We start from the raw sequence: 18,072 nt of genomic DNA on the forward strand, positions 1-18,072 counted from the left end.
TGCAAAGCCCTGTAGCTAGATTATATAGTTATACATCAAATATTATTTAAAAAGGAGTAGGATGATGACAACGATTTTAGAAAGTATCGCATTTTTAAAGGATCAAAAATGGGTTGATTTAACTCATGAAGTAACTGGGGAAATTCCTTATTTTGCTTCTTTTCAACCACTGACTGAAAAGACTTTATTTACTGTAGAAGCAGATGGTTTTTTAGCAAAAGAATATGGCATTGTTACCCAATATGGTACACATTTAGATGCCCCAGTTCATTTTTCAGTAGGCAAACGTTATTTAGAAGAAATTGGTTTAAAGGAATTAGTTTTACCGCTATATGTGATTCATAAAGAAAAAGAAGTGGCTGAGAATCATGATTATACCTTAACAGTTGAAGATATTTTAGCCTTTGAAGCAGTCAATGGAAAAATTCCAGCGGGAAGTTTTGTGGCTTTCGCTAGTGATTGGTCTAAGCGTTGGCAAGATCACCAAGCTTATTATAATAAAGATGAAGCAGGTCAAGCTCATACACCAGGTTGGTCAATGGAAGCTTTGAAATTTTTACATGAAGAGCGAGATGTTTTAGCAATTGGACATGAAACCTTAGATACTGATTCTGCTGTGGATTGTACTAAAAATGCCGGTCTTTTAGGTGAGTTGTACTGGCTTTCGCAAAATAAATTTCAAGTGGAAGTTTTAAGTAATTTAGCTGAAGTGCCAGCAACTGGTAGTGCAATTTTTATTGGTTTACCTAAAATCAAGCAAGCACCAGGTTTTAATGTGCGGGCATTTGCGATTGTTCCTGAATAAAATAAAAATATTTGTTAAGCTCATTGAAATTTTTCGCTAATTGAAAAACTTCAATGAGTTTTTTATAACTACTTGCAGCTAAAGCTAGCTTTTTTTTGATTATTGGTTAAACTATAAATAGTGAAAGCGATAAAAGTGAAGTATTATATATATAAAATATTGAGGGATAAATAGATGAGTGAAGTAAAGCAGTGGCTAGATGAAAAAAGAGTAGCTTGGCAAAGTGATTTTGTCGGGATTGCTGTCAATACAGCTCCCAGTAATCAAGCAAAAGAAATTCGTTGGAATTATGTTTCTGGCAATTTAAATCAACACTACCAGTCTATTCGCTTGCGGGTGGGGCGAGGAATTGCGGGGATTGTTTGGCAAACTGCTCGAGAACATCAAGATAATCATATTTTTAGTCAGCCTGATTTATTGTTGGAATATCCGATTGCCCGGTTAGAAAAGTTAGAAGCAGTTATTGGGATTCCGATTATGCAGGATAATTTAGTGATGGGGATTCTTTTGTTAGGGAGCAGGATACCAAAAGTTTTTTCCAATGAAGAAATTGCTAATGTGAAAAAAGAGTTGTCAATTGTTGAAGCACTTTTAGCAGGTGAATTAAATGAATGAAAAAATTTGGGAAGCTTATTTTAATCAACAATCAGCAGCTTGCTGGTTACTAAGTCAAGATTTTAAGCTTTTAGCAGAAAATGTAGCTGCTCAACAGCTTAAAGAAAACTTTCAAGTCCGCTTGGCGCAAATTATTGATGTGGGCTTAGGAAAAGGTTGTGCTTTACATCCAACAATGGCAGACTGTCAACAGTGTCCAATTGATAAAGAATGGCAACAAAATCAATTTCCCATTAATTTATTAGCAAATGATGGTAGTTTAGAACAGTTTACTGGAGAATTACAGAATTTATCTGCAAATGGTTGGAGTTTAACATTACGACAAACGACGGAAAAAATTGTTGATCAGCATAATTTAGAAATGGTGAACTATGTTCAAAATGCGCAAGAAAATGAGCGAAAACGGATTGCACGGGATTTACATGATGGCTTAGCGCAAAGTGTTTATAGTTTAATGCTAGAAACGCGTGGGTTAAAATGGACGCCACTTGAAAACGTAAAAGATAAACTGCAAGGAATTGATGCCCATTTTGGAGAAATTTTACAAGAAATTCGTACTTTAGCCCGGGAGTTGCGACCTTCAGCAATTGATGATTTAGGTTTAGTACCGGCTATTCAACAGTTTGTTGAGCAAATAGAAAAGATGACGGCTTTTATTATTGAATTGACCATCGAGGGCGTGGCGTGTTCGTTACCAACTGAGCAAGAAATTATTATTTATCGAATTATTCAAGAAGCAACAGCCAATGCTTTAAAATACTCTGGAGAAAATTCGGCGACTTTAGAGCTGGATTATCAGGCAGAACAACTAATTATCACTTTTAAAGACTGTGGTGTGGGCTTTGACATGAAGCAACATCAAGCTGGTTTGGGTTTGCTGAATTTGAAAGAGCGAAGTGCTGTGATTGCAGGAGAATTGGTTATTACTTCAGCAGTCGGTGAAGGAACTACCATCACTTTACATTTACCTTTAGCTACGACTTTTGATGAAGAATAATGAGAGAAAAAATAAAGGGGAAACAATATGCGAATATTAGTAGCTGATGATCATGCATTGGTGCGAAATGCTTTATCTTTTTTACTAAATGCACAGCCAGATATGGAAGTGGTTGGGGACGCAGCCGATGGTCATGAAGTTTTTATCAAAATTGAATCCACCCAAGCTGATATTGTTTTGATGGATATCAGTATGCCACCTGGAGAAAATGGGTTATTGACCACGCGTCGCATTAAAGAGGTCAATCAAGCCATTAAAATTATCGTACTAACCATGCATGATGATGAAACTTATGTTAGAGAAGCTTTAAATGCTGGGGCAGAAGGCTATATTTTAAAAAATGCCAATGATGAAGTGTTGTTGGAAGGCATTCGAGCAGTTTGTCAGGGAAAAAGATATTATTGTGGTTATACAGAAAAAATGTTGGCTAAATTGGAAAGTACTAGTGAAAAACGTTTATACGATAACTTATCCAAACGAGAAAAAGAAATTTTACCGTTAATTGCTTTAGGGCTAAATAATCGTGAAATTGCCGAAAAATTATTTATTTCTGTTAAAACGGTGGAAGTTCATAAAGCTAACATCCGTAAAAAATTGGAAATTGATAGTTATGCCGGTTTATTACGCTATAGCATGAAAAATAATTTAGTTGAGTTTTAAATTCATAACCAGAAGATTGTAGATAAGGATGAGCAATATGAAAAAAACAGGGATTGTTTATGTATTACACGGTAGAAAGACCGGTGTAGCAACTTCAAACGTTGAAACGATTAAAGAGCTTTATGGAAATTATCAGCAGTTGCAACGAATTGCTTTTTTAGAAGGTGATGAGCACGCTTTAGAGGACGTGATTCAAGAGTTATTAGCACAAGCAACTATGCATTTTGTTTTTGTACCAGTTTTATTATTTCCAGCTACTCATGCACGAGAGGATTTACCCAATCGGGTTGCTGCAACTTTAAAAGCTAGCACTGCTACTTATGAAATTTTAGCAACACTGGGTAGCACAAATGCTATTAGTGAATTTATTATTCAACAATTAAAAAAAGTGACTCTAGCAGAAAAACGCGATGTTTTGTTAATTGCCCATGGTACCCCGCATTTTCCAGAACCGCAACAAGAGTTAGTGGCGATTGCTAAAAAAGTAAGTCAAGCAACAGGCTATCAAGTTTTTACTGGAAATTATTTAGGGGAGCCAAGTTATCAAACTTTTGCTAAAGAGCATTCAGATGTATTAATTGTTCAGCGCGTTTTTTTATCTGAAGGCTTTATTGCTCGCAAAATCACACGTTGGTTTAAAGCTGAGCGGGGGGAAAAAGATTTAATTTTAGCGACTTTACAAGATTCTAATTATTTGAAATTAGCTATTATGGAAAGATTAACTGCAGCGGGATTTGTAAAATAAATAAAAATCTCTAACAAATTGCATTTATTTGCAGTTTGTTAGAGATTTTTTTGTGGGAGTAAATATTAGGAGATTCCCTAATATAAAAGTTTCTATAAATGGAGTATTGTGAAATATATAACAAAACTATTTTAGATGAACTGCTGAAACAAGCTTATGTACTGAGATATTTTTAAAGATGTCGCTTATTGAAAAATATTTTAGTTAGCATTTGCACAAATTTGTTCGTGGTTCAACAGAAGGTGGCCCAAAATGAAAGAGCAGTTAGTTCTGATTGGCAATGGTATGGCTGGTGTGCGTACGATTGAAGAAATTTTAGAGCGAGATGCAAATCGCTATGAAATTACTATTATTGGTAAAGAAGAGTATCCAAATTATAATCGCATCATGTTATCTAATGTTTTACAAAACAAAATGACGGTGGATGAAATTATCACCAATCCTTTAAGCTGGTACGAAGAAAATGAAATTACTTTAATTAATCATGATCCTGTTGTTGCTGTGGATTTAGCCGCTAAAGTGGTTAAAACAGCCTCTGGTAAATCTGTCAAATATGACAAATTAATTTTTGCAACAGGTTCTCATCCGTTTATTTTACCAATTCCCGGTGCAGATAAAGACGGCGTTTTAGCTTTTCGCACGATTGATGATACGGCAGCAATGTTAGCAGCCGCTGGTCAATACAAAAAAGCGGTAGTTATCGGTGGTGGTTTATTAGGTCTAGAAGCTGCTAAAGGTTTGCAAGACCAAGGGATGGATGTAACTGTTGTTCATCTAGCGAAATGGTTAATGGAAACACAATTAGATGAAAAAGCTGGTAAATTATTACAAGCTGATTTAGAAGCACAAGGTTTAAAATTCTTGATGGAGTATGTGACTGAAGAAATTCTGGGAGAAGAGCGCGTTGCTGGTTTGAAATTTAGTAATGGCGAATCTATAGAGACAGATTTAGTGGTAATGTCAATTGGGATTCGACCAGCAACAGAATTAGCGAAAGCAATTGATTTAGAAGTAAATCGCGGAATTATTGTTGATGACTTTATGGCAACAAGCTGTGCTGATATTTATGCTGTGGGTGAATGTGTGGAGCATAATGGCAATTGCTACGGTTTAGTGGCGCCGCTATTTGAACAAGGAAAAATTTTAGCTGATGTTTTAACGGAACAAGCTGATATTAAAGCTTATCAAGGTTCAAAAACCTTCACTTCTTTAAAAGTTTCTGGTTGTGATTTATATTCAGCGGGAAATATTATGAATACGGAAGGTTTACAATCAATTGAAGCTTTTGATAGCTTAAATAATTGTTATAAGAAAATCTTTATTAAAGAAAATCGCATTGAAGGTATTGTTTTATATGGCGATACGGAAGATGGTAGCCGCTATTACAATATGATGAAAAAAGGTCAAGAAATTGACGATTTACAATCAATTGCGGTGTTAGCTTCGGCTGACGGTGGACAACAAGACAATGTTGTTGATTGGGCTGATGACGAAACGGTTTGTGGTTGTAATGGTGTAACCAAAGGAGCGATTGTAAAAGCAATTCGTGAAAAAGGCTTAACAAGTGTTGGCGAAGTCGGCAAAGTAACCAAAGCTGGTACTTCTTGTGGTAAATGTAAAGGCCAGGTTCAAGCTTTGCTAGAGCATGAACTGGGAGATGCAGTTAGTACAGCAACTGGGATTTGTGGCTGTACTGATTTAAATCGTGATCAAGTGATGACTCAAATTTATGCGAAACATTTAACAACTACTAAAGAAGTTTTTGCAGCACTGAATTTTAAAAATCCTGAAGGCTGTAATAAATGTCGTCCCGCAGTTAATTTTTATTTAGCAGTTGCTTTTCCTGAAGAACATAAAGATGAGCGGGATTCTCGTTATGTCAACGAACGCTTGCATGCTAACATTCAAAAAGATGGTACTTTTTCAGTAGTACCAAGAATGCGAGCTGGTCAAACGAATCCGCAACAGCTAATTAAAATTGCCCAAGTTGCTGAAAAATATAATGTTCCGTTATTAAAAGTAACTGGTAGTCAACGAATTGGTTTATATGGCGTAAGAAAACAAGATTTACCAGCAATTTGGGAAGAATTAGATATGATTGCGGCGCAAGCTTACGCGAAAGCTTTCCGTTCAGTAAAAACTTGTGTCGGCCAACAATTTTGTCGTTTTGGCACTAAAGATACCATGGGCTTAGGTTTAAAAATTGAAGAACGTTTTGAATACATTGATACCCCTCATAAATTTAAAGTTGGTATTTCTGGTTGCCCACGAAGCTGTGTGGAATCTGGCGTTAAAGATTTTGGTGTGATTAGTGTTGAAAATGGCTATCAGATTTATATTGGTGGTAATGGCGGAACAGAAATTCGTGAAGCTGATTTATTAACTACAGCTGAAACCGAAGAAGAAGTCATTGAATTATGCGGCGCAATGCTACAATATTATCGAGAAACTGGTATTTATGGTGAGCGGACAGCACCTTGGGTTGAAAGAATCGGTTTTGAAAATATTCAAACCGTCTTATTAGATCCTGAAAAACGTCAGAGCTTAGTTGCAGCACTAGATGAAGCAACAGCTGCTAAACGTCAAGACCCTTGGCATCAAATAACCGAAAATCGCGATCTTCGTGAAAAATTATACTCTATTGAAAACCGTGAAATCGTAATGGCAGGTGAAAGATAATGAGCAAACAAGTTTACTTAACTGATTTTGATAAATTAGTTCCGCGGGTAGGACGATCTGTAACGATTAATGGTGAGAAAATCGCAATTTTCTTGCTAACTGATGGTACTGTTCATGCAGTTGAAGATAATTGCCCAATTACCAATTGGCCAATTCTTGAAGGAACAGTCGCAGAGCATTATGTTTATGAACCTATGAGAGATTATAAAATATCTTTATTAGACGGCAAAATTCAAGAGCCAGATGAAGGTCAAATTAAAGTTTATCCAATCGAAATTAGTGATGGAAAAATTTATACAACAATCTAAATGTAAAAGGGAGTAGAGGTTCTTTTTGAACCTCTGATTTTCCTTACAAGTTAGCAATTATTAGTTTATTTAAATTTGCATTTATTTGTGAAATATTATACAAAAAGTTGATTGAAAGAAGGAAGATTTAAAATGGGATCATTAACACCAAAAGATTTAGTGGATGAAACAATTAAACGGGGAGAACAGAAAGCAAATTACAGCTTTTTAACAATGGCAGTTTTAGGAATTATGGCGGGGATTTTTATTGGCGTGGCTGGAGTAGCGATGATTCGTACCATGGGAACTATGCCAAAAGAATGGGGAACATTAGTAAATTTAATCGGTGCAATTGTTTTTCCAATTGGCTTGATTTGCTTGCTTTTAGTTGGTGGCGAATTAGTTACCGGTAATATGTTAGTTGTATCAATGGCTTTATTTGCTAAGAAAATTACGGCTAAGCAATGGTTGCGAAACATGATTGTTGTAACTTTCTTTAATTTAGTAGGTACTTTACTAGTTGCATATTTCTTTGGTTATTTATCAGGTACTTTACAAGGTAACTTTACTGAAAGAACAATTATGGTAGCTCAAGGTCGTGTGGCTGATGGGCCACTGCAAGCTTTTTTAAACGGAATTGCTTGTAATATCTTAGTTTGTACAGGTGTTTACATGAATATTTGCGCCAAAGATTTTATTGGTAAAATTTTTGGTACTTGGTTGCCAGTAATGGCTTTTGTTGTAGCTGGTTATCAACACGTTGTAGCAAATATGTTTTTAGTAGCAGCAGGCGTTTTTGCTGGTGGCGTAACAATTAGTGAATACATTCAAAACATTGTCGTTGTTTGGGGTGGTAATTTAGTTGGCGGTGGCTTAGTGCTTGGTAGTATGTACTTCTTAGCCTTCAAAGTTGGTTTTGGTGAAACGAAAAAAGAATTGAATTAATGAACTAATAAATTATGATGGACTTTCTTAAACTATTTTAAGAAGGTCTTTTTTTTTGCAATGCGAGAATTTATACTTTTCGATAAAGAGGAAAAAGAAATTTATGATATAAAACGTTGCTATAATTTTTTTACAGTATTCTTATGACTAACAAGCTTTGCATTTTTGAAAATGTAAAAAATAATTAAAATTTGTGATAAACTAAAACCAAAGGGCTAATGTAGGGGAACGGAGGATACTAAAATGAATGAAAAGCAAAAGCTTCTGGCTAAAATTGCTTATATGTATTATGTGGAAGGCATGAATCAATCACAAATATCTAAAGAGCTGGATATTTATCGTACTTCAGTCAGTCGAATGTTAACGCAAGCCAAAGAAGAAGGGATTGTGGAAGTAAAGATTAATAGCTTTGACTCTGAAATTTATGATTTAGAAACTAAGATGAAAGAAAAATATGGTTTAAAGAGGATTGAAATTGTTCCGACAGATGAAACTGATTCGGTTTACGAAAAGGAAGAAAAATTATCTAAAGTTGCAGCAAATTTTATTAGGAAACATATCGAAAATGGTAGTGTTGTTGGTCTTTCTTAGGGATCAAGCGTGGGAGATGCTGTAAATAAGATTGAAAAAAAATATTTAGAAAATACGATGTTTCTGCCTATTGTTGGTGGCCCCAGCCATATTAATTCAAAATATCATGTGAACACTCTTGTTTATGAATTAGCCAAGAAATTTCACGGAGAAAGTATTTTTGTCAATGCTTCAGTTATTCAAGAATCTAAGGAGTTAGCTGAAGGCATTTTAAATTCCAATTATTTTGAAGAGTTAAAAGGTTACTGGGAACGATTAGATACAGTGATAGTTGGAATTGGCGGACCTTTAAGCTATAAAAAAAGTAAGTGGCGCGATTTATTAAATGATGAAGATTTTGAAGACTTAAAAATGAGAGAAGCAATTGGTGACTGTTGCTGTTGCTTTTTTGACCGAGAAGGAAAAGTTTCTAAAGGGAATTTGTATAAAAGAAGAATCGGAGTATCTTTAGAGACCCTTCAAAAAGTTCCTTGTTCAATCGGAATTGCTAGAGGAAAGGTAAAAGCACGAGCAATTCTGGCTTTACTTAAAAAGGGCTACATTAACACATTAATGACTGATCAAGAAACTGTGTTAGAGATATTACGAATTGATAAAAGAAATATCATTTAAACATATTGTTAGCTGCTGGCTTAGATTAGGCGTTTTTTATTAAAAATAGCTAGTAATTGATTTTTAAAAGTTAGCTCATTTCCATAAAATAAGAATATTTTGAAAAACCGTTTCTTATAAAGTTAGGAGGCGGTTTTATGTTACATAAATCATTGTGTTGCACAAATGTGCTGACTTGAATTTGTTTTTTCCTCTTTATGATTGATTTAACAACGTTTTCTAAAAGTGGCTAAATTGAAAAGAAGAAAGCAAGAACGATTGATGGTATTCTAAAATTGTGTTAGTAAATAATTGAATGTAGAGGAGAGTTACTTATGGAATTTATGTTGGATACAGCCAATATCGAAGAAATCAAAAATTATGTGGAACTACTGCCAATCGCAGGCGTAACTTCGAACCCTTCGATTGTTAAAAATGAAGGGAAAATTGATTTTTTTAATCATATGAAAAAAATTCGTGAAATTCTTGGTGCTGAAAGATCATTACATGTGCAAGTTGTTGCAACAAGTTATGAAGGTATGCTTAAAGATGCAGAAGCCATTTTAAAAAATATTGATTCAAAAGTTTATATTAAAGTTCCTGTAAGCACAGAGGGATTGAAAGTGATTAAGACACTTAAACAACAAGGTATAAATGTAACCGCTACAGCAATTTATACTAAATTTCAAGCTTATTTAGCAATTGCAGCGGGTGCAGATTATATTGCCCCTTATTATAATCGCATGGAAAATTTGAATATTGATCCTAGAGACGCTGTTGGTGAAATGGCAAAAGAAATTGCTCGTACCAATAGTAAAACCAAAATTTTAGCTGCTAGCTTTAAAAATGTCGGACAAGTAAATAGTGCTTTAGAAAATGGCGCGCAGGCTGCCACAATGGGTGTAGATATAATTAAGCAAGCTTTTGCAATGCCATCGATTAAGCAAGCTGTCGCTGATTTTACAAGCGATTGGGAAGTCATTTTTGGTGAAGGCGTAACGATTTCTTCACTTAAATAATAAAAATTTTAGGAGGTTTTAGTTATGGAAAAAGTATTTGTAAGCCCAGCAAAATATGTTCAAGGAAAAGGTGTTTTATCTACAGGGATTTCTCACGTTAAAAGTTTAGGCGATAAGGGTCTGTTGCTTTGTGATGATGTTGTTTGGGGAATTGTTGGGGAAGAGTTTAAAAGCAATTTAGAAAAAGCTGGCATGACAATCACACGGGTTCCTTTTAATGGTGAAGCTTCAACTATAGAAATTAATCGCGTTACTGAGATTGCTAAAACGAACCAATGTAATGTAGTAATTGGTTTAGGTGGTGGCAAAACAATTGATTCTGCAAAAGCAATCAGTGATAATTTAACGGTTCCTGTGGCTGTAGTGCCAACCATTGCTTCAACTGATGCACCGACCTCTGCTTTATCAGTTATTTACTCAGAAGAGGGTGTTTTTGAGCAATACTTATTCTACAAAAAAAATCCAGAATTAGTTTTATTAGATACTGCAGTAGTTTCGAAAGCACCATGTAGACTGTTAGCATCAGGAATTGCGGATGCTTTAGCAACTTGGGTGGAAGGCCGTTCAGTTATTGAAGCACATGGTAAAACAATGGGTGGTGCTACACCTACTTTAGCCGCAGAAGCGATTGCTGCTAAATGTGAAGATGTGTTGTTCACCAATGCTTTTCAAGCGATGGAAGCTTGCCGTGCCAATGTTGTTACGCCAGCTTTAGAGGCTGTTGTTGAAGCTAACACTTTATTAAGTGGAATTGGTTTTGAAAGTTGTGGCCTAGCAGCAGCTCATGCGATTCATAATGGCTTTACCGCTTTACATGGGGAAATTCATACTTTAACTCATGGAGAAAAAGTAGCTTATGGTACTTTAACACAACTGTTTTTAGAAAATAAACCCAAAGCAATGTTGGATAAATTTATTGCTTTCTATCAAGCATTAGAGTTACCAACAACGCTTAAAGATTTGAAAATTGAAAATATCACTTATGAAGAACTTTTAAAAGTTGGTAAATTAGCGACACAAGATGGCGAAACAATTCATCAAATGGCAGCTGATTTTTCTGCCGAGGATGTAACAGATGCTTTGTTTGCAGTAGATGCCTACGTTCAATCATTAAAATAGATTTGTTATAAAAGGTGCTTTCTTATCTTCGGATAAGGAAGCTTTTTTGCTAAAGAAAAATGACAATTTCTACTATAACTGTTAAAGTTTATAAAAAGACTTAATGGAGATAGCGAGATGCTTGTAGATTACAAAATAGATTTTTCCACGTCGATACTTGAAGAGCAAGTCGCAGAATATTTGCATTTTTTCAAAAAAGAAAAAATTTATCAACATTCTTTGGAGGTTGCCAAAGAAGCTGAAAAATTAGCGAGAAAATTTGGTGAATCCGAAGAGTCAGCTTATTTAGCAGGCTTGTTTCATGATGTTAGTGGCGTAATTCCTAATGAAAAAAGAATCCAGTTCCATGAAGCATTAAACTTAGAAATTTATCCAGCCGAAAGACAGTTGCCAATGATTTTGCATCAAAGACAGTCAGCCATTTTAACAACAGAAATTTTTAATTTAACTATTTCTGAAGTGAACTCTGCAATTGCTTGTCATACTACTTTGAAGAAGCAAGCCACGCAGCTAGATAAAATTGTTTTTATTGCTGATAAAATACGCTGGGATCGAGAAGGGCAGCCACTTTATTTAACTGATTTGCTGGCTAGTTTAACAGAATCGTTAGATAAAGATTGTCTTTATTATATTGAATGGCTATTGGCTAACGACATAATTGTTGTTCATCCTTGGTTAATAGAGGCCAAACAAGATTTAGAAAAACAAATTGCTTTAAGTTAAATTTTTATCTAATACCTTTTAATTACTCCAAAAATAATAGCTAGTCAATTTCAGGAAAATATACTTATTTTTTTGAAATTGACTAGCTTCATCTAAATTCTTCGCTATTTTTCTTTATTATTCATTATATTTCTTGTTTATATTAATTAAATATTTTTATAAAACGATCCTTAAAATGAGTTTATCCAAAAATGCAATTGCACTAACTAGCAGAAATTATCAAACAATAATTTTTTTTCAAAAATAATGAGAGGCAACTTTATAAAATTTGATGTTAAAATGAAACCATTGATTTCAATGATTGTTAAAAGTAAAGCTGTCGTTTGTTTAACAATTCAGCTATGAAAGTGCAATGATAAATAAATTTGCTAATTTCTATTATTGCACTTATCGGGATTTATTTTTGCACTTAGTTTTTTTACAAATAAAAATAAATATGAAATTGCACTTATATAGGTGCAATGATTTTGTGTTGAGGCTTTAGGCAACACAATTTATGATGATAATGGAAGGTGAAAACAATGATTCAATTGGATAATCGCGAACAAGCTATTCTTGCTCATATTTTAGAGATTGACTCTTCCATTACCGGGAAAGAGTTGGCGGATAAGTTTAATGTCAGTCTTCGTAGTGTCAAATATGATCTTGATAATATTAGAGACTGGTTGAAAGAACAAAATTGCCAATTATTTTCAAAGCGTAGCAAAGGGTATTGGTTAGAGATTTCTGAAAAACAACGACAATCTTTGAAAAAAGCCTTAAGCAAGAGTGCTGCAGTCGCGCCACTCCCTGTACAGGATAATCGTGTGAAAAGTTTAATTTTTCGTTTGTTGCAATCAAATGGTTATGTTTCTACCCAAGAAATTGCTGACTGGTTGGAGGTTTCTAAAAATACGATTACTAGTGATTTAGAAGAAGCAACTGCGATGTTAGCTAAGTATAATGTAACTTTGGAGAAGCGTTCAGGTTATGGCTTATCAATTGGCGGGGTGGAAAAAAATCGTCGTAATGTTTTAGAGGTTTTGCTACAAAATGAGTTGTCAGAATATGATATTTATCAAATTATGAATCGTTTAGTTAGTGAAGAAAAGCCTTTAAGTGACAGTATTTATTTTAGTAAAGAATCAACTTTTTTCAGCATTTTTAAAAATGTAATTGAAACGCTAGCAAATTTATTAAAGAATCTTACCTTCAACCAATTGAATTACGCTGAGTTGCTATCACTTTCTTTTAGAGTAACCATTGCGACTTCAAGAATGTTGTTAAATCAAACGATTGGTTCTTACAAGATGTTAGCAAATCAAAATCGATTATCTGAAAGAAATGATTTGACCTTCCAACTAATGAAAGAAGTTTTTCAGCTATATGAACTACCTTTATTAGAAGATGAATATTCTTATCTTTTTAGTGATGCTTTTGAATTTAATAACCAGCAAGATATCGTTCAAATTACTAAAGAAATTATTGATGCGGTTTCAAAAAAACTGAAGATTAGCTTTGCTTCAGATCCGCAATTATTTACAAATTTATTTGCCCATCTCTCTTTACGTTTAGGTAAAAAAAGGGTTTTTGTAAATGAATATAATCCTTTTATTGAAGATATCAAACGGATGCATCCGGAATTATTTGAAGCGATTGAAGAAGCTTGTAAAGAAATCATTACTAGCGCACCTAATTTAGTTAATGAATCCTTTGTGGCATACATTGCTTTACATTTTCTGGTTTTCTTTGAGCGAGAGCAAAAGGAAAAACAATTTGTGCGAGCTGTTTATATTTGTTCAACAGGTTTAGGAGTTACCAGCTTAATTAAGCAAACAATTATGGAAGAAATTCCAAATATTGAAGTGGTTGATTTTGCCTCTGTTTTAAATGCTGAAGATATCATTAAAGAGAAAAAGCCAGATTTAGTTATTAGTATTTTCCCGATGGAAGATATTGGCGTTCCTTTTGTCAAAGTTCATGCTTTACCTACAAAGGAAGATATTCAAACAATTAAAACAATCATTAAAGGGATGGCTTCAGAAACCATCGCAGTTCAAAAGAAACAAAAAATCAGTAAACGTGGCAATTTTAAAGAGTTGAAGGAAACAAGTCTAGATTTAATTGTTAAAGGTTTTGTTATCTATCAAAAATTAATGAGTCTTTTCTATGATGAATTAATTGATGAGTTTAAAGATGCCTTTTTACTTCATGTTTTTTTGATGGTTCACCGGATTTATTTTGATGAACAGTATAAAGATGAAGGTTACATCTCAAAAGAAGATTTTTATAGTTATGGCAAATATGTCGAACATATTGAAAAAGTTTTTATTGAAAATGAGTTATCCGTCAGCCAAGCTGAAATAATTGCACTTTTACAATATATTCAAAAGAGGTGAGGAAAGTAGAATGGAACATTTATCAGCAGATGCAAAGAAAATAGTTGAAGAAAGCCCTCATGCCAGTCAATTGACTGAAGTTGTTGTTTTTACTAAAGCAGCCCTTGATGAATTGGCAATTCAGCCAACTGAATTACAATGGACAATCTTAGTTAATCATTTAAACGAAATGATTAAACGCTGGCTTAACAAAGAAGAATTACAAAATGTCGATATTTCACTATTTACAGAAGTATCAGCAGAATCAATTGCTTTGGCTGAAAGAATTGCTGAAAAAATAGGTGGTATGCCTAAAGAAGAAGCTTATGTGTTATCAATTCATTTTGAATCAGCAAAAATGAATTAGTGAATAAAAATAATCTAAAAAGATGGAGGAATTTCAAATGATTACAGTAGTTATTGCCGACAGATTAGGTAAAGGTCAAAACGTAGCAAAAGGTGTTGAAGCAGCAGGCGGCCGTGCAGTTGTCGTTCCTGGTATGGGAGCAGATATGCGTTTAGGCGATGTGATGCAACAAGAAAATGCTGATATGGGTATTTCTTTCTGTGGTAGTGGTGGCGCGGGTGCCTTAACAGCTGCAACAAAATATGGCTATCCTGAAAGACATGGTATGCGTTCAGTTGAAGAAGGCGTAACTGCCATTGAAGAAGGTAAAACTGTTTTAGGTTTTGGTTTCATGGATCAAGAAGAATTAGGCAAACGTTTAACAGCAGCTTACATCAAAAAATATGGTGATCAATAATTTAAAGTAAAAAAATTGGAGGGTTAACTGGTGGCGATTGAAGAGAAAAAGAATAAGGTAGTACGAGTTAAAGGACGAGCTGAAACGAAAGCAGCAGCTATCTCTGATGGACTAACTAAAATTCAAAAGACAATTCTTAAAGAGCATCCTGATCAGGTAATTTTACGAATTGAACCAAAAAGTGTGGAAGTTCTCTCAGCTAAAGAAGTTTGCTATACTGAAAAATTTCTATTCTTTTTCATGCCCAGAGAGCGCATCTCTTATGAAGTTGAATTACAAGTAACAACAGAAATGTTAATGATTCAAGCAGAAGCACTAGCTTTTGAAAAATCTAGTGAACACGAGGCAACTTCAATTCGTATCCCTTTTACTTCAAAAAGAATTTAATAAAAATATTATCTTAAAATGAGCAAGGATGTCAGTTCCGCTTATCAAAGTGTTAAGTTAGTTGAATGGTATGCGTAGTGAAGATAGCATTAAATTTTTGTGAAAAAATTTAATACTAAAGCATGAACTAGCTTCCTTTTATTCAAAAAATTAATGGAATGATATACAGCGTGAAAATAAGACTAATTTTTCGTCAGAAAAACTAAGACTTTAAAATGAGCAAGGATGTCAGTTCCACTTATCAAAGAATTAAACTAGTGGAATGATATACGGCGCGAAAATAGGACTAATTTTTCATCAGAAAAATTATTACCTTAAAATGAGCAAGGAGGAAAAACAGTGGATTTATTTCTTATTTTGACTAAATCAGTAATTATTGGTGGCTTACTTGGTTTTGCTGCTGGTGCTGGTGCAGCGAGAATGTATCATGCACCAACATCTCAGGGGCTTGGAGCCTTTCGAACAATGGGTGAGTTGAACGCCGCAGAAGGCGATGCAGCATCACATTTTTCATTTGGATTAGGGTTCTTCTTTAATTCATGGGCATCTGCTTTAGGTGCGGGGGCATTTACACAGGATGTTACTCACCGGATTATTCCTAACTGGGCAGCTGCAGTGTTATTAGCTAAAAATAAAAATGTTGAAGAAACATTACATGATCCTAAAAAAATGGGGATTGTTGGCGGTATTATCGGAATGTTAGTTGTAACTTTCCTAAATGTTTCAGCAGGTGCAGCAATGCATGTTTCACCAGCTTTACAAGTAACCGCAACAGCCGTATTGGTACCAGCAGCAACAACGTTAATTAATGTTGTAATGCCTGTACTATTTTGGTTAGCAGCTTTAGATGCAGGTAAACGTTCAGGCTTTTGGGGTACACTTTTTGGTGGTGTTGCTCAAATGATCATGGGGAACGCGGTACCTGGTGTTGTATTAGGTATTTTAATTGGTAAAGGTGTTGACGATCAAGGTTGGACAAAAATCACTAAAGTTATTTTAGTAGCAGCAATTTTATTATTTGTATTTAGTGGTTTCTTCCGTGGATTTGATATGAACTTATTAGAAAGTTTCAAAGTGGAAGTACCAACTTGGTTAGAAAACTTGCATAACGTCTTTACAGTAAAATAAAAATTAGCAGCTTATGAGGGGGTTCTATCTTAATGGAACAATTAACAGAAGAACAAAAAAAGAAAAGTTTTTGGTACGCTGATTGGTCATTTCCGATTTTAGTGGGTTTAATGTCAGCAGCAGTATTTGCAGGAACACATATGTATGTGCAACATGGCGTAGGGGCCTTTAATGAAGTTTCAATCGTTGCGATGTTAAAAGCTGGTTTAGATGGCGGTTCTTATGGAGCAGCGGCAGCTTTTGGTGCTAGTTTCTTATTCGCACGTATTTTAGAAGGCTCTTTAGTAGGGATTTTGGATTTAGGTGGCTCAATCTTAACCGGTATCGGTATTGGGGTCCCAGCAATTCTTCTAAGTATGGGGATTAATGCTCCTGTTGAAAACTTTGCGTTATCTTTATTAACTGGTGCAGGTTTAGGTGTAGTTGTTGGTGGCGTAATTATTTTGATTCGTAAATTTACGATTAATCAATCTAATTCAACTTTTGGTGCTGATATTATGATGGGAGCAGGGAATGCTTCTGGCCGTTTCTTAGGTCCATTAATCATTTTAAGTGCGGCTTCAGCTTCTATTCCAATCGGAATTGGTTCAACAATTGGCGCGATTATTTTCTATATGTGGAAAAAGCCAATCGCTGGTGGCGCAATTTTAGGCGCAATGCTTTTTGGAACAATTTTCCCAGTAGAATTAGGTTAATTAAAGTGTAAAAATATAAGCTGTCGAAACTATCAAGCTGATTTTTTCAGCATGCTTCGGCAGCTTTAAATAAATAGTGAACTATAGAAGGGACTAAAAATGAACGTACAACCAAGTTATTTAGAAAATCGAATTTGTTTAAATGTTTTAGCAAACTCAGTAGCAAACGCTGAAGCTTGTTACGAAGCAGCGGAAGGTTATGTAGTTTTAGGAGTATTATCAAAAAATTACGCAACTGATGAAGCAGCCATTGAAGATATGAAAAAATATCAAGCAGCCACTAACAATGCGTTATCTGTTGGCTTAGGTGCCGGCGACCCTAATCAAAGCCAAATGGTTTCACGAATTTCTGGCGTTTTACAACCGCAACACGTGAATCAAGTTTTCACTGGCGTAGGGACTTCAAGAGTCTTGTTAGGTCAAAGTGATACGGTGATTAACGGTTTAGTTTCACCAACTGGCAAAGTTGGCTATGTTAATATCGCAACTGGTCCTTTAAGTTCACAAGGAGTAGAAGGCATTGTACCGATTGAAACAGCGATTAAGTTGTTGCAAGATATGGGCGGTAGCTCAATTAAATATTTCCCAATGAAAGGTTTAGCTCACATTGAAGAATACAAAGCGGTAGCAGCGGCTTGCGCGAAATATGATTTCTATTTAGAACCAACTGGCGGTATTGATTTAGAGAATTTTGAAGAAATTGTTCAAATCGCCGTTGATGCAGGTGTGAAGAAAATCATTCCCCATATTTACAGCTCAATTATTGATTCAGCAACTGGTGACACGCGTCCGGAAGATGTGGCGACGTTATTAGTGATGGCTAAAAATACTTTAAAAGCATAAAGAAAAAAAGTTAAGCAAATTACTAATAAAAGGAACTGACCCAGAATAGTGGGACATAATAAAAAAGCACTTCTTGTTGAATTCAAGTAAAATGAATTTAACAGGAGGTGCTTTTTAGCATG

Annotated in this window: 18 protein-coding genes and 1 pseudogene; all 19 read left to right on the forward strand. The window is 34.7% G+C overall.

Going from position 1 to position 18,072, the window contains the following annotated elements; translation table 11 throughout:
- Nucleotides 1-64 precede the first annotated feature (64 nt).
- Nucleotides 65-805, forward strand: a complete 741-nt coding sequence (locus M2139_RS01745; RefSeq protein WP_280736928.1) for a cyclase family protein — start codon at nucleotides 65-67, stop codon at nucleotides 803-805.
- Nucleotides 806-979: 174 nt separating this feature from the next.
- A complete protein-coding gene (locus M2139_RS01750; RefSeq protein WP_280736927.1) occupies nucleotides 980-1,420 on the forward strand; it encodes a GAF domain-containing protein in 441 nt (146 codons plus the stop codon).
- Nucleotides 1,413-2,417 (forward strand): sensor histidine kinase, encoded by a 1,005-nt coding sequence (locus M2139_RS01755; protein WP_280736926.1) that lies wholly within the window; start codon nucleotides 1,413-1,415, stop codon nucleotides 2,415-2,417. The genes M2139_RS01750 and M2139_RS01755 overlap by 8 nt, the downstream gene beginning before the upstream one ends.
- A 27-nt stretch (nucleotides 2,418-2,444) precedes the next feature.
- Nucleotides 2,445-3,077, forward strand: coding sequence for a response regulator transcription factor (locus M2139_RS01760; RefSeq protein WP_280736925.1), 633 nt, complete (start codon nucleotides 2,445-2,447; stop codon nucleotides 3,075-3,077).
- A gap of 37 nt (nucleotides 3,078-3,114) precedes the next feature.
- Nucleotides 3,115-3,822 carry a CbiX/SirB N-terminal domain-containing protein gene (locus M2139_RS01765; RefSeq protein WP_280736924.1) on the forward strand — a complete coding sequence of 236 codons (708 nt, stop codon included), beginning with the start codon at nucleotides 3,115-3,117 and terminating at the stop codon, nucleotides 3,820-3,822.
- Nucleotides 3,823-4,074: 252 nt separating this feature from the next.
- Nucleotides 4,075-6,501 carry a nitrite reductase large subunit NirB gene (gene nirB, locus M2139_RS01770; RefSeq protein ID WP_280736923.1) on the forward strand — a complete coding sequence of 809 codons (2,427 nt, stop codon included), beginning with the start codon at nucleotides 4,075-4,077 and terminating at the stop codon, nucleotides 6,499-6,501.
- On the forward strand, nucleotides 6,501-6,809 hold the full coding sequence (locus M2139_RS01775) for a nitrite reductase (NAD(P)H) small subunit (protein ID WP_280736922.1): 309 nt from the start codon (nucleotides 6,501-6,503) through the stop codon (nucleotides 6,807-6,809). The genes nirB and M2139_RS01775 overlap by 1 nt, the downstream gene beginning before the upstream one ends.
- A 132-nt stretch (nucleotides 6,810-6,941) precedes the next feature.
- Entirely contained in the window at nucleotides 6,942-7,733 is a 792-nt protein-coding gene (locus M2139_RS01780) for a formate/nitrite transporter family protein (protein ID WP_280736921.1), read from the forward strand.
- A 357-nt stretch (nucleotides 7,734-8,090) separates the two neighbouring features.
- A pseudogene (locus M2139_RS01785) lies at nucleotides 8,091-8,936 on the forward strand (sugar-binding domain-containing protein).
- A gap of 314 nt (nucleotides 8,937-9,250) precedes the next feature.
- Nucleotides 9,251-9,934 carry a fructose-6-phosphate aldolase gene (locus M2139_RS01790; RefSeq protein WP_280736920.1) on the forward strand — a complete coding sequence of 228 codons (684 nt, stop codon included), beginning with the start codon at nucleotides 9,251-9,253 and terminating at the stop codon, nucleotides 9,932-9,934.
- Between the two features lie 24 nt (nucleotides 9,935-9,958).
- A complete protein-coding gene (locus M2139_RS01795) occupies nucleotides 9,959-11,053 on the forward strand; it encodes a glycerol dehydrogenase (RefSeq protein WP_280736919.1) in 1,095 nt (364 codons plus the stop codon).
- 117 nt (nucleotides 11,054-11,170) lie between these two features.
- A complete protein-coding gene (gene yqeK / locus M2139_RS01800) occupies nucleotides 11,171-11,776 on the forward strand; it encodes a bis(5'-nucleosyl)-tetraphosphatase (symmetrical) YqeK (protein WP_280736918.1) in 606 nt (201 codons plus the stop codon).
- Nucleotides 11,777-12,297: 521 nt separating this feature from the next.
- Nucleotides 12,298-14,154, forward strand: coding sequence for a transcription antiterminator (locus tag M2139_RS01805; RefSeq protein ID WP_280736917.1), 1,857 nt, complete (start codon nucleotides 12,298-12,300; stop codon nucleotides 14,152-14,154).
- 10 nt (nucleotides 14,155-14,164) lie between these two features.
- The gene (locus M2139_RS01810; protein ID WP_280736916.1) at nucleotides 14,165-14,500 is read left to right on the forward strand and encodes a PRD domain-containing protein; all 336 of its coding nucleotides are present in this window, start codon (nucleotides 14,165-14,167) and stop codon (nucleotides 14,498-14,500) included.
- 37 nt (nucleotides 14,501-14,537) lie between these two features.
- Nucleotides 14,538-14,897 (forward strand): glycine-rich SFCGS family protein, encoded by a 360-nt coding sequence (locus tag M2139_RS01815; protein ID WP_280736915.1) that lies wholly within the window; start codon nucleotides 14,538-14,540, stop codon nucleotides 14,895-14,897.
- A 30-nt stretch (nucleotides 14,898-14,927) separates the two neighbouring features.
- Nucleotides 14,928-15,284 (forward strand): DUF4312 family protein, encoded by a 357-nt coding sequence (locus tag M2139_RS01820; protein WP_280736914.1) that lies wholly within the window; start codon nucleotides 14,928-14,930, stop codon nucleotides 15,282-15,284.
- Between the two features lie 339 nt (nucleotides 15,285-15,623).
- The gene (locus tag M2139_RS01825) at nucleotides 15,624-16,412 is read left to right on the forward strand and encodes a DUF4311 domain-containing protein (RefSeq protein ID WP_280736913.1); all 789 of its coding nucleotides are present in this window, start codon (nucleotides 15,624-15,626) and stop codon (nucleotides 16,410-16,412) included.
- A 32-nt stretch (nucleotides 16,413-16,444) separates the two neighbouring features.
- On the forward strand, nucleotides 16,445-17,107 hold the full coding sequence (locus tag M2139_RS01830) for a DUF4310 family protein (RefSeq protein ID WP_280736912.1): 663 nt from the start codon (nucleotides 16,445-16,447) through the stop codon (nucleotides 17,105-17,107).
- Between the two features lie 99 nt (nucleotides 17,108-17,206).
- A complete protein-coding gene (locus M2139_RS01835; RefSeq protein WP_280736911.1) occupies nucleotides 17,207-17,950 on the forward strand; it encodes a KDGP aldolase family protein in 744 nt (247 codons plus the stop codon).
- Nucleotides 17,951-18,072: the final 122 nt, after the last annotated feature.

The sequence above is a fragment of the Enterococcus sp. PF1-24 genome (assembly GCF_029893325.1).
In the GTDB taxonomy this organism is placed as follows: Bacteria; Bacillota; Bacilli; order Lactobacillales; family Enterococcaceae; genus HY326.